The sequence below is a fragment of the Streptomyces kanamyceticus genome (genome assembly GCF_008704495.1).
Taxonomy (GTDB): domain Bacteria; phylum Actinomycetota; class Actinomycetes; order Streptomycetales; family Streptomycetaceae; genus Streptomyces; species Streptomyces kanamyceticus.
The window spans coordinates 3734986-3749763 of record NZ_CP023699.1 but is presented as its reverse complement, the minus strand read 5'-3'; the positions used below and the strand labels follow the sequence as shown (position 1 = coordinate 3749763).

General features: G+C 65.7%; 9 protein-coding genes. 7 read left to right on the top strand and 2 right to left on the bottom strand.

Annotated elements, in window-relative coordinates; translation table 11 throughout:
• The first annotated feature begins 47 nt into the window (after positions 1–47).
• The 5 genes from CP970_RS15180 to CP970_RS15160 all read left to right on the top strand — a co-directional run bounded on the left by CP970_RS15180 (position 48) and on the right by CP970_RS15160 (position 10535).
• On the top strand, positions 48–2267 hold the full coding sequence (locus tag CP970_RS15180) for an N-6 DNA methylase (protein WP_055550263.1): 2220 nt from the start codon (positions 48–50) through the stop codon (positions 2265–2267).
• A 91-nt stretch (positions 2268–2358) separates the two neighbouring features.
• Positions 2359–4368, top strand: coding sequence for a type I restriction-modification system subunit M (locus CP970_RS15175; protein ID WP_055550260.1), 2010 nt, complete (start codon positions 2359–2361; stop codon positions 4366–4368).
• Between the two features lie 632 nt (positions 4369–5000).
• Complete coding sequence (locus CP970_RS44935; RefSeq protein ID WP_224059406.1) at positions 5001–5600, top strand: restriction endonuclease subunit S domain-containing protein; 600 nt, start codon at positions 5001–5003, stop codon at positions 5598–5600.
• Complete coding sequence (locus CP970_RS15165; protein WP_055550258.1) at positions 5597–8773, top strand: type I restriction endonuclease subunit R; 3177 nt, start codon at positions 5597–5599, stop codon at positions 8771–8773. The genes CP970_RS44935 and CP970_RS15165 overlap by 4 nt, the downstream gene beginning before the upstream one ends.
• Positions 8774–8948: 175 nt before the next feature.
• Complete coding sequence (locus CP970_RS15160) at positions 8949–10535, top strand: serine/threonine-protein kinase (protein WP_055550256.1); 1587 nt, start codon at positions 8949–8951, stop codon at positions 10533–10535.
• 28 nt (positions 10536–10563) lie between these two features.
• On the opposite strand, the gene CP970_RS15155 is transcribed toward CP970_RS15160, so the two are convergent.
• Both CP970_RS15155 and CP970_RS15150 read right to left on the bottom strand, forming a co-directional pair.
• Positions 10564–12027 (bottom strand): CBS domain-containing protein, encoded by a 1464-nt coding sequence (locus CP970_RS15155; protein WP_055550255.1) that lies wholly within the window; start codon positions 12025–12027, stop codon positions 10564–10566.
• A 593-nt stretch (positions 12028–12620) separates the two neighbouring features.
• Entirely contained in the window at positions 12621–12755 is a 135-nt protein-coding gene (locus tag CP970_RS15150) for a hypothetical protein (RefSeq protein ID WP_398655132.1), read from the bottom strand.
• Positions 12756–12796: 41 nt separating this feature from the next.
• Here CP970_RS15150 and CP970_RS15145 point away from each other — a divergent pair, with 41 nt between their 5' ends.
• Positions 12797–13435, top strand: coding sequence for a hypothetical protein (locus tag CP970_RS15145; protein ID WP_191094918.1), 639 nt, complete (start codon positions 12797–12799; stop codon positions 13433–13435).
• On the top strand, positions 13365–14777 hold the full coding sequence (locus CP970_RS15140; protein WP_055550253.1) for an amidase: 1413 nt from the start codon (positions 13365–13367) through the stop codon (positions 14775–14777). The genes CP970_RS15145 and CP970_RS15140 overlap by 71 nt, the downstream gene beginning before the upstream one ends.
• Position 14778: the final 1 nt, after the last annotated feature.

Below are 14778 nucleotides of genomic sequence, written 5' to 3'. Positions count from 1 at the left end.
GTAACCTGTTTCCTGTCGCTCATGTCGAACAGCGAGGAACCCTTGTCATGCCGAAGCAACCCGAGCCTTCCGTCGCGCCTGAGGTATCCGCTCAGGTCACCGCGGCGGAGATCTCCCGCCTTGCTGGGGTGACGCGTGCGACAGTCAGCAACTGGCGTCGACGACACGCGGACTTTCCGTCCCCCGCGGGGGGGACGGACAGCAGTCCGCTGTACGACCTCGCAGAGGTGCGCGTCTGGCTCGCAGGGCGCGGACACGGCGAGAAGACCCCGCCCCTTGAGGAGCTGCGCACGTTGTTGCGGCTGAGTGCGCACGATCGTTCGGTGGCGGCCCGCCTGCTCCCGTTCGTGCTCGCTGAGCGTAGGCACCCCGACCTCTTCGAAGCGGCTGATGCGCTATCAGACGAAGATGTGGCGCTCCGGGCCCAAGAGAGCGTCCATGAGCTATCCGTGCCGCCAGGGGCCCGTTTCGGCGACGTGTCTTACACGGCGTCGGACGCGTCGCTGCTCCGGGTTGTGCTCCGCTGCATCGAGGCCGGTCAGACGCAGGGTGCTGTGGACGTGCTGGCGGAGCGCGAGTTGGAGGACGAGGCGACCAGCGGCGCGTACGTCACACCCGGCCCGCTGGCCCTACTCATGGCCCGGCTCCTGGGTGCTGCCACGCCGCAGTCCCCTTATCCGGGACGTGTCTTCGACCCGGCCTGCGGCAGCGGTGCTTTGCTCGTCGCCGCAGCCCGGCAAGGTGCGCAGCACCTGTACGGTCAGGACCTCGTACCCGTACAGGCCCGGCGGAGCCTGATCCACCTGGGCCTCGAAGCTCCCGATTCCACGGTTGACATCCGCGCGGAAGACTCCCTGCGCGCCGACGCCTTCACCGACCTCATCGCGGACGGCGTGCTGTGCAACCCGCCTTATGGTGACCGTGACTGGGGTCATGATGAGCTCGCCTACGACCCCCGATGGGCTTACGGGGTCCCGCCTCGCGGAGACTCGGAACTGGCATGGGTTCAGCACGCGCTGGCCCACGTCACGCCCGGGGCATTCGCTGTCGTACTCTTGCCGCCGGCCGCCGCCACCCGCTCCCTGAGCCGCCGTATCCGCGCCGAGTTGATCCGGACCGGTGCCCTTCGTGCGGTCGTCGCGCTACCCACGGGGACCGCCCCGCCACTCCACATCGGTCTGCATATGTGGATTCTCCAGCGACCTGAACTGGCAGCCCCAGAGCATCAGTTGGTCCTGTGCGTGGAGGGCTCCGCCCTGACCGACCCGGACGGAAAGTCTGTGCCCCGGTCTGCACGGACGTTGGTGGGGTCCAGAATGGCTGGCCGCGAAGGTGTGGCCGCCGCGGCTTGGGACACCCTGAGCGAGAACGTGCTGCGCTACTGGACCTCGTACGTCTCTGACCCGTCCGGCTTCGAGGATGTTCCGGGCCAGGCTCGTGCCGTCCCAGTAGTGGACCTCCTGGACGATCTGGTCGACATCACCCCGGCCCGCAACATCCGTACTATGGCGGCTGCGGCAGACCCGGCTGCCGTCGCTGAGCAAGCCAGCCGACTCCGAAGTGAGCTAGCGCATGCCGCCGACGGGTTGGCCGCTGTAGCGCGGACGGAGAAATGGCCCGCAGCTGGCGCTGAGGCTCGCCAGTGGCGCACGGCGACCCTTGCCGACCTCACGCGCGGCGGGGCCCTCACCATCCACCGCGCTGGCCCGCCCTCTTCTCGAGAGCGGGACCCTTCGCCCCCCGCCGAGTTCGCGAACCGGCCCGTGCTCAGCGGGCGAGACCTTGCCGCTGGACAGCGGGCCGCCGATGATCCGGATACGCCAGTCCCACACCCGACGGCTATCGTCGCCGAAGGCGATGTCCTGCTGGCCGAGATCCGTAGCGACAGCGGCACGAAGGCCCGTGTCGCCGACGAGCAGGACAGCGGCGCGGTCATCGGCCGCGGAGTCCGCCTGATCCGCCCGGACCCGAAACGCCTCGATGCCTGGTTCCTGGCCGGTTTCCTCTCCGCCGAGGACAACCTCAACAGTGCTTCAGTCGGGACCAGTTCGCTGCACATCGATCCATCCCGGCTTCGCGTGCCCCTGCTCCCTCTGGAGGAGCAGCGCAAATATGGCGAAGCCTTCCGCCAACTGCATGCCGTGCGGCAGGTGGCGCGCCGAGTGACTGAACTCGCCACGGTGATGCCAAAGACGCTCGCGGATGGCCTGACCAGCGGGACACTGTTGCCACCGCCGGACGACAGTGACGGCATAGCACCCGCCTGACCACCTTTCGGAGGCATCGAGCCTCCCCACCGCATCGGATCACATTCGCCCCGCCTGTCCCGCCCTGGGAACCAGGCCCGAAGGGAAACCGTTGAACAGCAACAAGCACACGGAACTGGCGAACCACGCCTGGTCCGTCGCCGACCTCCTGCGCGGCGACTACAAGCAGTCCGACTACGGCAAGGTCATCCTGCCGTTCACGGTGCTGCGTCGTCTCGAATGTGTCCTTGATCCGACGCGTGGAAAGTTCGCCGAGGAGTACGCCAAGTACGCGGACGAAGAGGTGAAGCCGGAGCGGCTGCTGCGTCGCGCCTCCGGCCATGCCTTTTACAACACCAGCACCCTCACGCTGAAGAAGATCGCGAACGACGCGAACACGGCGGCGGCCAACCTCCAGATCTACGTCAACGCCTTCTCCGACAACGCGCGAGAAGTCCTGGAGAAGTACGAGTTCGGTCGCCAGATCAAGAAGCTCGATGAGGCGGGCCTGCTCTACCAGGTCATCGGAAAGTTCACGGACCTGGACCTGCACCCGGAGAACGTGCCCAACCACAACATGGGCTACATCTTCGAGGAATTGATCCGTCGCTTCGCGGAGCAGTCCAACGAGACCGCCGGTGAGCACTTCACCCCGCGCGAGGTCATCAAGCTGATGGTCAACCTCCTCGTGGCCCCGGACGCCGACGCGCTGAGCATCCCCGGCGTCGCGCGGAGCGTCATGGACCCGGCTTGCGGCACGGGCGGCATGCTCAGTGCGGCCGAGGATCACATCACCGACCTCAACCCGGACGCGACGGTCGAGGTGTACGGGCAGGAGCTCAACCCGGAGTCGTGGGCGATCTGCCGTTCCGACATGCTCATCAAGGGCCAGGACCCGGAGAACATCGCCGCGGGCAATTCCTTCTCCGACGACGGCCACGCACGCAAGAAGTTCGACTACCTCCTGGCCAACCCTCCGTTCGGCGTGGAGTGGAAGAAGGTCAAGGACGAGGTCGAGTACGAGCACAAGTCGATGGGCGACGCGGGCCGCTTCGGTGCGGGCCTGCCTCGCATCAACGACGGCTCGCTCCTCTTCCTCCAGCACATGCTCTCCAAGATGAAGCCGGTAGACGTCGATGGGGGAGGAGGATCCCGCATCGCGATCGTCTTCAATGGCTCCCCGCTGTTCACGGGAGCGGCCGGCTCGGGCGAGTCGGAGATCCGCCGCTGGATCCTGGAGAACGACTGGCTGGAGGCGATCGTTGCCCTGCCGGACCAGCTCTTCTACAACACCGGCATCTCCACGTACTTCTGGATCCTGACCAACCGCAAGGCTCCCGACCACAAGGGCAAGGTCGTGCTCCTCGATGCCCGTGACCAGTGGGTCAAGATGCGCAAGTCGCTGGGCGACAAGCGCAAGGAGCTGGGTGACGGGAAGAACGGCAAGCCCAACCATATCGCCGACATCACTCGGTTGTACGCAGAGGCGGTGCAGGTCGCGGCTGACACGGAGCACGAGCTGCACGGCAAGGTGAAGATCTTCGACAACTCGGCCTTCGGTTACCAACGGATCACTGTGGAGCGGCCGTTGAAGCTTCGCTTCGCGGTGACGGGGGAAACACTGGCAGGGCTAGCGACAGCGAAGCCGGTGTTGAAGCTCCCGCAGCCGGAGAAGTTCGTGGAGGCGTTCCGCCCGCTGCTCGGCTCGACGTGGGAGACGAAGACGGAGGCGTTCGTCGCCCTCAAGGACGCAGTGGTGGCGGCCGGACTGCTTTGGCCGGGGGGCGCGCCGTTCATGAAGGCGATGCGTGAGGTGGTCGGGGTCCGCGACCCTGAGGGTGAGGTCCAGAAGGTCAAGGGCGAGTCGGAGCCGGACCCGGAACTGCGGGACTACGAGAACGTGCCGCTGGGTGAGGATGTGGAGGAGTACCTCAAGCGCGAGGTGCACCCGCATGTGCCGGATGCGTGGATCGACCACGCGAAGACGAAGATCGGCTACGAGATCCCGTTCACGCGGCACTTCTACGTGTACGAGCCGCCGCGGCCGTTGGCGGAGATCGACGCTGAGCTGAAGGCGCTGGAGGCAGAGATTCAGGGGCTGTTGGGGGAGGTGACGGAATGACCAAGGAGGTCTTGGGAAAGTATCTTTTCCGTGAGATGGAAGTCCGGGCTGGCGTTAAGGACCTCCCACTCCTTTCGGTTTCCAGGTATCACGGTGTAGTGCCGCGCAGTAACCTGACTGACGCATTGGCGAGAGCGGAAGATCTGGGCAACTATAAAGTGTGTGCACCGGGCGACATTGTTGTGAATAGAATGTCTGCCTATCAGGGTGCTATGGGGCAGAGTTCATTTTCGGGTCTAGTGAGCCCAGACTACATGGTTCTCCGTCCGGGGCCGCTAGTGTATGGGAGATACTTGCACCACCTCTTCCGCTCATCCTGGTTTGCGGGGGAGGTGGTTCTGCGGCTACGTGGGATTGGGTCAGTTAATCTTGGGAATGTTCGCACGCCCAGGATCAACCCGGATGAATTTGGCGCTATCCCGCTCCCTGTTCCCTCTCTGGAGGAGCAGCGTCGCATCGCAGACTTCCTTGATGCCGAGACTGAGCGAGTTGACGCACTGTCTCAACGTTTTGCCCGACTGGGTGAGCTTGCGGTCGCTCGTGCGCGTGCGGTGATCGACCGGGCATTCTCCAGGTTCCCGCATGAGTCCACGGTCCCTGTTTCGTCAGTGTGCCGTGCCATCGTTGACTGTGTGAACAAGACGGCGCGAACGTCCGAAGCCTCCACCCAGTTCAAGATGATCCGCACGTCGAATATCCGGGATGGCCGCGTAGACTTGACGGATTGCTTTTCTGTTGAACGAGAAGTGTTCGTCGAGTGGAACCGGAGAGGTGTGCCACGCTCTGGAGATGTTCTTCTCACCCGTGAGGCCCCGCTCGGACAAGCAGGGATGTTGCTTTCCGAGGCTCCTGTCTTTCTCGGGCAGCGCATCATGCTCTATCGGGCGGACGAGCGTCACATGAGGCCCGAACTGCTCCTCTTCAACTTCCTTGCGTCGCACATGGATCGACAGTTCCGGCTACTAGGTGCCGGGGCGCTCCATGAGCACATGCGTGTGGGTGACGGACTCAAACTCCGAGTCCACTGTCCGCCACGCCCGCAGCAAGATGCCCTTGTGGGTGAGATTGAGAACGGGCGAGAGCAGAGCATGCGATTGTCGCGACTTGCAGATCGCCAGATCGCTCTGCTAGCCGAACGTCGCCAAGCCCTCATCACCGCTGCAGTAACCGGCCAATTCGACGTCGCCACCGCCAGCGGTCGCAACGTAACGGACGGAGTCCCGACCCCATGACCCCCGTGCACAACGAGAAAGCCTTCGGCTCCGCCATAGTCGCCGCCCTCCTCGATCGTGGCTGGCGCGAAGCCAACCCCCAGGACTACCAGGCTGATCTCGGTCTCGACACCAACGAGCTCTTCACCTTCATCGGACGCACCCAGCCCGACGAGTGGTACGAGCTCGCCAACGTCTACGGCGGTCAGGCCGAGGCCCAGCGCGGGTTCGCCAAGCGCCTTGACCAGGCCATCGCCGAGCACGGCGTGCTACACGTCCTCCGCGAAGGCGTGAAGGACCGCGGCGTGAAGTTGCGCGTCGCCTACTTCAAGCCGAACCTCGTCGCGGACCCCGCCATCCTCGCCCCGTACCGGGCCAACCGCCTCACCGTCGTCCGCGAACTTCCGTACGCCACCAAGCAGGCCGACTGGGGACACCGCCTCGACCTGACCCTGTTCCTCAACGGAATCCCGCTCGCCACGGCCGAGTTGAAGAACCCACTCACCGGACAGGGCGTCGAGCACGCCAAGGAGCAGTACCGCAGTGACCGTGACTCGACCGAGCTGATCTTTGCAAAGCGGGTCGTCGCGAACTTCGCTGTCGACCCGGACCTCGTGTTCGTCGCGACCCAGCTCAAGGGCAAGAGCACCCGCTTCCTGCCCTTCAACACCGGCTCCGAAGGCCCTGGTCGGCTCGGTGGCGCTGGAAACCCCGCCCCGGCCGCTTTTGGTAAGTACGCCACCTCTTACCTTTGGGAGCAGGTCTGGGAACGGGAGAACTGGCTCGACCTTCTCGAACGCTTCGTGCACCAGCAGAAGCCGAAGAAGGGCGTCGGCCGGACCACGATCTTCCCCCGCTTCCACCAGTGGGACGTGGTGAAGAAGCTGACCGCGCACGCCGCCCACCACGGCTCCGGTCAGAACTACCTGATCATGGCGTCCGCCGGGTCCGGCAAGTCCAACACCATCGGCTGGCTCGCCCACCGGCTCTCAGATCTGCACGCTGGCACCGACCCGCGCACCCTCGACCAGGACGCCGTGACCGCGGGGCGCATCGCACCCGGCGAGCCGGTCTTCGACAAGGTCATCGTCATCACCGACCGACGCAACCTCGATGCTCAGCTTCGCGAGACCGTCGGCAGTTTCTCGCGTACCACCGGGCTCGTCGTGAAGATCGATGAGAAGAACGGGGCGAAGGGTGAGCAGCTTGCCCGCGCACTGTCCCGGGACACCGGGAAGATCGTCACCGTAACCCTGCACTCGTTCCCGGCGCTGCTCGACTACATCAAGCGCAACCCGACCGAGATCGCGGGGAGTCGGTTCGCGATCGTCGTCGACGAGGCGCACTCCTCGCAGTCCGGAGACGCCGCCACCGCCGTCAAGGCCGCCCTGCGCGACCTCGGTCTGGACTCAGACTCCGAGGACGCGGGTGCGACGACTGTCAAGCTCACCGACCAGCTCAAGGAGAAGGCGCAGGAACGGGCGCAGGCCGCGAACCTCTCCTACTTCGCCTTCACTGCGACCCCCAAGGCCAAGACTCTCGAACTCTTCGGCACGCTCGACACCGTTGCCGGTGAGGCCAAGTACCGCCCCTTCCACACCTACTCGATGCGGCAGGCCATCGAGGAAGGCTTCATCCTCGACCCGCTGCGCAACTACGTCACGTACAACACGTACTGGAAGCTGGTGAACCAGAACCCGGACGAGAAGGAGGTCGACCCCTCCAAGGCCAATGGCCTGCTCGCCCGGTACGCGCTCACCCACGACTCGACCGTCGCGCAGCATGCTCAGGTGATCGTGGAGCACTTCGTCACGCACACCCGCGGCCGGCTGGGCGGGCGCGCGAAGTCGATGGTGGTCACTGCGTCACGGCAGTCCGCCGTGCAGATGGCGCGTGCCATCAAGAGCTACATCAAGGACCGGGAGTACGACACCAAGCACCCGGACCTCGGAGTTCTTGTCGCCTTCTCCGGCTCGCTCACCGTCGACGGTGAGGAGACCACTGAGAGCAAGGAGAATGGAGGGCTCGCCGAGAGCGCGCTGCCTGAGGCGTTCGCGTACACGCGCGCCGACGACAAGGCTGTGAAGGCGGGTGGTCGGGGCAAACCCGAGTGCAAGATCCTGGTCGTTGCGGAGAAGTACCAGACCGGGTTCGACCAGCCGCTCCTCACGACGATGTACGTCAACAAGACACTGACTGGCATCGCCGCCGTGCAGACGCTGTCCCGGCTGAACCGGACCGCCGAGCGCAAGGCGCAGTCCGATCTCGCTGTCCTGGACTTCGTGAACGAGGCCGAGGACATCCAGGACGCCTTCCGCCCGTACTTCGAGGAGGCGAACACCCTCCCCTCCGACCCGAACGTGCTCTACACCGCGCAGGGTCGCGTCATGTCCGCGCCGGTTCTCGCCGAGCAAGAGATGGACGAGTTCGCCGCTGCATACTTTGAGGCGAAACAGAAGGCGGGCGGCTCGCAGGCCAAGTGGGAAAAGCTGCACGCCGAGCTGTACCGGCTGCTGTCCTCGGCCGTCGAGCGGTTCACCGCCTTGATGGAGAGCGAGGACGACGAGGAGGTCGAGACCGCCGAGGACTTCCGCGCCAACCTCAACGACTACGTACGCAAGTACGGGTTCCTCGCGCAGATCGTGCCGTACCAGGATGCCGAGTTGGAGCGGCTGCATCTGTACGGCCGTCATCTGCTCAACCGGCTGCCGCGGCGCGCCGACGGAGGCGTGGACATAGGTGAAGTTGACCTCAGCCACATGCGCGTGGAGAAGACGGGCGAGTACGACGTCTCCCTCAGCCCCGAGGGGGCGGCCGACTTGAAGGGATTCGGTGACGGGGCCGGCGGTGCCATGGAGGTCGAGAAGTCGCTGTTGTCAGAGCTGATCGAGAAGTTCAACGAGAAGTTCGGCACCGAGTTCACCGAGCAGGACGTCCTGCGCCCCTTCGAAGAGGCCAAGGCCGACCCGAAGGTGCGGGCCGCCGCCGTGGCCAACAACGACGTAGATAACTTCGGCCTGGTCTTCGATGACGTCTTCGAGGACAAGATGGCCGACCATATCGACACCATTGCCGGCCTCGGCCGTCAGTACTTCGGTGGCGACAAGGGCTTCAAGTCGAGCCTCGACCGCAGCGCACGCAAGGCAGCCTGGCGGATGATTCGGCGGGAGGAAGGGGTCGACGACGGGTTCTGATGCCCTGGTCTGTCACCTCTCACGGTGGCGATGCCAGAGCCTGGTTTCGGCATCACCTTCGTGATCCTGGCTGATCCGGGCCTGGACGAGTGATCACCCCATTCGTCACACTGGACACGTACCGTCACACCGCGAATACCACGACTCGCCGATCACCGCAGGAAGCGAGAGCACCGTGCCGTCCGAGCCCATCTCCGACCGCTATGAACTCCTTGAGGAGCTTGACCACGGCGGCATGGGCGACGTGTGGCGCGGCTACGACACAGTCCTTGACCGCCCGGTCGCCGTAAAGCTGCTCCGGCAAGCGTCATTGGCTGCAGCCCCGCACCTTGCCGAGGAATTCGCCAAGCGCTTCCAGCGTGAGGCTCGAATCACCGCGCGCATTCAGCACCCCGGCGTACCTCAGGTGTATGACGCGGTGCTTGACGCCTCGCTGGAGCGGCTGTTCCTGGTGATGGAACTCGTCGACGGCGTCTCGCTGACCCACTACGTCAACTCGGCCCAGCCGATGCCGATCGGCTGGGCGGCAGCAGTTGCCGCACAGGTTGCGACCGTGCTGTCGCATGCCCACCAAGTCCCGGTAATTCATCGAGATTTGAAGCCGTCCAACATCCTCGTTGCCCGCGACGGCACAGTGAAGGTCTTGGACTTCGGCATCGCTGCCATCCTCCGCACGGATGTCACCAAGCTGACTGCCACCGGGACACCGATCGGTACGTATCAGTACATGGCTCCTGAGCAAGTGCGGGGCGGCACCATCACGCCGCGGACGGACCTCTATGCGCTCGGCTGCGTGCTGCACGAACTCCTCAGCGGTCGCCTGTTGTTTACCGCTGGTGATGAGTTCGGTCTCATGTACCAGCATGTAAGTGAAGAGCCCATGCCCTTGAGACAGCTGCGTCCCGAGGTGCCGCAGCCACTGGAGGAACTGGTCCTGCGCCTGCTGGGCAAGGACCCCGAGGAACGGCCGTCCGACACGCAAGAGGTGTACGAAAGGCTGCTTCCGTTTCTGCCGCTGCCCGGTGAGGCAACGGCCGTCAACGGCAGCCAGGGCCCTACAGGAGTGCCTGACCCGACCGCGCTCTACCGTAAGCCGTATGCACCCCGGGCTCGTGAACAGGCACGCGCTGCCGACCGGCCAAACCCTGCCGTGCTGCAGCCCATGCCGGTGCCGGCTCAGTTGCGCGAGGACATCAGGGCAGCCCGTGACCAGGCTGACCACCTCATCCGCGAAGACCGGTTCGCGCAGGCAGTCGAGGTGCTCGGGGAGGTCATCGAACCGGCGGCCCGCGCGCTCGGCCCTGAGAACAAGGCCGTACTGGCACTGCGCAGGCAACGTGCCGCCGTGCGTCTTCTCGGCGGTGACTACCGCGCCGCGCGTCCCGAGTTCGACACGCTCGCTGACGCGTATGCCCGCATTGCAGGGCCGACCAGCGAGCAGGCCCGTGCCTGCCGTGCCCAAGCCGCACGGTGCCGCGCCGAGCTCGGCATGGTTACCGACGCGCTGGCGCAGCTGAGGGAAGTGCTGGACGTCGTACGCACCGCTGACAGCGACGCGAGCGAAGAAGCACTGGAACTGCGGCACAACATCGGCATGTTGCTGCTCGCTCAAGGGCGGACGGCAGAGGCCAAGGAGGTATTGGAACCGCTCTATCAGGATGTCGTTCTGATCAGCGGTCCGGACGACGAGTTGGCGGTCGAGATCGCCGAAGCGCTCGCGGTGATTCAGCTCGGCCTCGACAAGCCTGAGCCGGAAGCCTGACAGGTCCCGACCAGGATGATTCAGCCGCTTACGGCCGCGGGTCGTGGTCGATGAGCTTCAGCAGACTCAGCAACTGCTTGGTCTCCGTCAGAGCCTCGGTCTTCGTCTCTGGGGCGTCCATGTCCCAGTGAGCGAGTTCGTTCCGGTAGTCCTTGACGGCGGTGACACGGCGGACGAGATCGTCCTGCTCATACGGCCACGCCAGCCTCGCCCAGCAGGCGTCGTCCTTGAGGACTTCTGGGTACTGGCCGAGGGTGAGGTACTTGCCTGCGGCGCGCGCCTTGCGAACGCCTGAGCCGACGGGCAGCTCGTCCTGGGGCAATCGATCGGTAAGGCGACGCAGCCGACGTTCGACCTCGCCGAGAAGGATGAACGGTTCCACCCGGAGCTTGAGCTGATCGGCCAAGTCAGACGCGGTGAGGATACCGAGCACGAGATTGTCGCCGTCGGTGACGATGAGGAATCCGTGACGCTGGATGTCGTCGATGCGGACGAACAGCTCTTCCTGCTCCTGGGAGGTAAGCGGATGAGGATCCAAAGCTGCGGCTATGGTGGCGCCGCGATGCCCCAACTGGGCTCGCGCGATGCTCTCCCAAGTGACTACCCCGCGCAGCACGTTGTTCGGGTTCACCACCGGAAGCTGGGAGAAGTCACCCTGGACCATGCGTGTGATGGCGCGGTTGAGCGGTTCGTCGAAGCCGACCGTGACCACGTCGCGGGCGAAGGGGAGGCTGCCGATGCGCCAGTGGCGACTCAGATCCTCGCCCGCGACCCTTGTAGGCGTGTGGCCAAGGTCCGTCCCCGGAGCTTCCTGAGTCGCCTCCCCCGCCAGGGTGGTCTCCTCTGCGGAGACCGTGACCAGGCCGTCGAGCTGGACCTCCGTGAAGTGCGGGGCCACCTGCAGACCTTGAGCAGTGAGCTCCCGGTCGACGAGGTCGATGACATCACCGGTGCGCCTCTGCCAGCCCCACAGGCCGATCAGGTCCCGGGCGGTCAGTTGCCGGGTGCCCTCGTCGCGCACATCCTGCTCCAACGCCTCGGGGTCCGCAGGCGGCTCCACGGCGCCCTTGTAGCCCGGGTCGACACCGGTCTGCGCCAGTGTCTCGACACGGTGTGCTGCGTCACGGCGGCGCAGCTCGCTCACGGTCAGGAATGCGCCGATGCTGTCGCGGAGGTCGCCACCGATCGCGGCACGCTCCACCTGGGTGCGCACCCACTCCACCTTGCGAGTGTGCCGAAAGCCGGGGGCGGCCTCGCTCCGGTATTCGTATCCGCCAGTCAGCCGACCGATGGCGACGACTCCGAGGAACTTGCGGGGCATCACGACCAGATCTCCGGTCTCCATCGTGATGAAGCGCCACAGCTGATGCTTCCAGTTGTCCACCCTGCCGGGCGGCTCATCGGGATAGGCCCGCGCCAGTACATCCCCCACATCGGCGATCGACGCGCAGCCGCTCAGATCGCCGACTTCCTCCCAGCCGGCGATCACCACGCCTTCGTCAATCGCCTGCTCTTCGCGCTCTCCGTACTGGCCCCCACGGACTGTCCAAGCCCTGACCATTGCTCCCCGCCCTCACATAGCTCTTCGACCATATCCCCGCTCGGCTGTCTTCCTGCCTGAATCTACGTTGCGCGTGATGGAGTCGGTACTGGCTGGAGGGAATTTGAGCCGCTGGCGAAAGACTGGCTTGCCTACCTGTGAAAGCGCATGAGCGTCTGTCTGTGTCCGAGTGACCGAGAACGTCTATGGGTTCCCTGGGACGTTGCATGCGAGTGCTGCGCGTCTGATGTGCACGCGCCGCGGAGCCTCGCGAAACTGGTGCATACGCGGGCGTTGGCGGGTATGGTTCGGGCCTTTGAGGCTTCTCGTGCTCAGGAGTGACTCCCGTGCTGGATCGGTGCTGGATGCCCGCACATTTCCGCAGGTCAAATCCTTATCGTGGAGTTCCGGTTCAACGTGTGATTGCGCCGTCGCTGTGAGCTAGGAAATTCGCCAAGCGTGCAGGCAGGAAGGGGTCGGACTCCGCTGAGTCCGACCCCTTCCGCATTCCCGTGCTGACTTGGCACTGGCCTGGAATCGCGGCGTCAGCCCGAGTGGCCCGGCGTGAGCTTGTCCCGTTCGAGAGTGATCTCGAACGGGACGGACTGCTGGAGCGCGTGGCGGAAAATCCCTGCCGGCGCGTACGAGCCGGTCGGCCCGTCGAGTTCGTAGGCGTGCACGGCGGGCGCATCCAGTTGTGCCGCTGGTCGACAATGGGTGCATGGACGTCGTCGGGATGCTTGAAGCCGCCTCGCTGCTGGTGCCCGAAGGCATTGCCAGCGACGACGACATCACCGTTTCTGATGTCTGGGACCATCTCGCGCACGACGAGTGGGAAGTGGCGCTCGACCTGCTTCTGGAGCTGAAGGGCGGATGGACCGCGCCGGCGGGGTTCTGGGAGGGGATGGGAGCGGCGGCGGGACTGCTGGGGTTCGAGCGGAGTCGGGAGTGGTGCTGGTGGCGGGGCGCCGAGGCGCAGGTAGGGGGCATTCGGGCTGAACTCGTACTCCGCCCCGCCGATGAGACGTTCCGGTGCACACCCATACCCGGAGCCGGGGTTCTGCGGCCGATGTGGGACATCGGCAACCGGAGAGCCGACGGGGCGGCCGCACTGGACATCGCCCGTGTGTGGGTCGAGTTCGCTCCCGAGCTCGCGCCGGGCGAACAGGCTCCCGTGCGCCTCCTGCCTCTGATTCCGGCTCGGTGGACTGAGGCCCCACCCCGGGCCCCGCGCGGCAGAAGGCTGATACCCGCCGGGGAACCCGCGTTCCCCTGGGCAGACTCCCCGCATGGACATCTGTCTGCTGGACGCCACCGAGCTCGCGCGGCTCGTTCGTTGTCGGGAGCTTTCGGCGCGTGAGGTGGTCGCGGCTCATCTGGCGCGGATCGAGCGGGTCAATCCCGTCGTCAACGCCATCGTCACGCTTGATGCGGATGGTGCGCTCGCCGCTGCGGCGGAGGCCGATGAGCGGCTTGTGCGCGGGGTGGAGCCGGGGCCGCTCCACGGGCTTCCCATCGCCTTCAAGGACACGCACCTCACGCGCGGCATGCGCACCACGCAAGGGTCGCCGCTGCTCGCCGACTTCGTGCCCGATGAGGATGAACTGCTCGTACAGAGGATTGAGTTGGGCGGTGCCATTCGGATGGGGAAGACCAATATCCCTGAATTCGCCGCCGGTTCGCACACCTTCAATCCCGTCTTCGGTGCCACCCGCAACCCGTACGGGCTCGACCGCAGTGCGGGTGGCAGTAGCGGTGGGGCGGCTGCCGCGCTCGCCGCCGGGCTTCAACCGATCGCCGACGGCAGCGACATGGGCGGTTCGCTGCGCAATCCCGCCTCCTTCTGCAATGTCGTCGGGCTGCGTACGACACCGGGGCGCGTGCCCGTCCATCCGGCCCTCGACCTGTGGGGGAGCCTGACCGTCGCCGGGCCGATGGGGCGCACGGTCGCCGACGTCGCGCTGTTGCTCTCGGTGATGGCAGGGCCCGATCCGCGCTGTCCGCTCTCGTTGGAGACGCCGGGTGAGGTGTTCCGTGCGCCCCTTGAGCGTGATCTTCGAGGGCTGCGGGTCGCCTGGGCGCCCGATCTCGGGGGCAGAGTGCCCGTCGACTCGGATGTGCGCGGCGTACTCGACGAACAGGTCAAGGTTTTCGAGGAGTTGGGGTGTCACGTGGAGGAGGCGTGCCCTGATCTCGACGGTGCCGACGAGGTCTTCCGTACGCTGCGCGCGCAGTCCTTCGAGCTGTCGCTCGGGGTGTTCCTCGAAGCGGCCCCCGGCGCCCTCAAGCCGAGCCTCGTGTGGAACATCGAGGAGGGGCGCAAGCTCACCGGCGCCGACCTCGCCCGCGCCACCACCGAGCGCACCCGCATCCATCTGGCGGTGGCCCGCTTCTTCGAGCGGTACGACGTGTTGCTCGCGCCGGTGAGTCAAGTAGCGCCGTTTCCCGTGGAGTTGGAGTATCCGGCCGTCGTCGACGGGCAGCCGCAGCACACCTACATCGACTGGATGCGCTCGGCGTACCTCCTCTCCGTCCCTGCCACGCCCGCGCTCTCCGTGCCCGCCGGGTTCACGCCCGACGGGCTCCCGGTCGGGCTGCAGATCGTCGGCCCCTCGCGCGCCGACCGGGCCGTCCTGGAGGTGGGCGCCGCCTACGAGGCCGCGACCGGGCACGGGAGGCGTCGGCCGCGACTTCCTGAGTGAT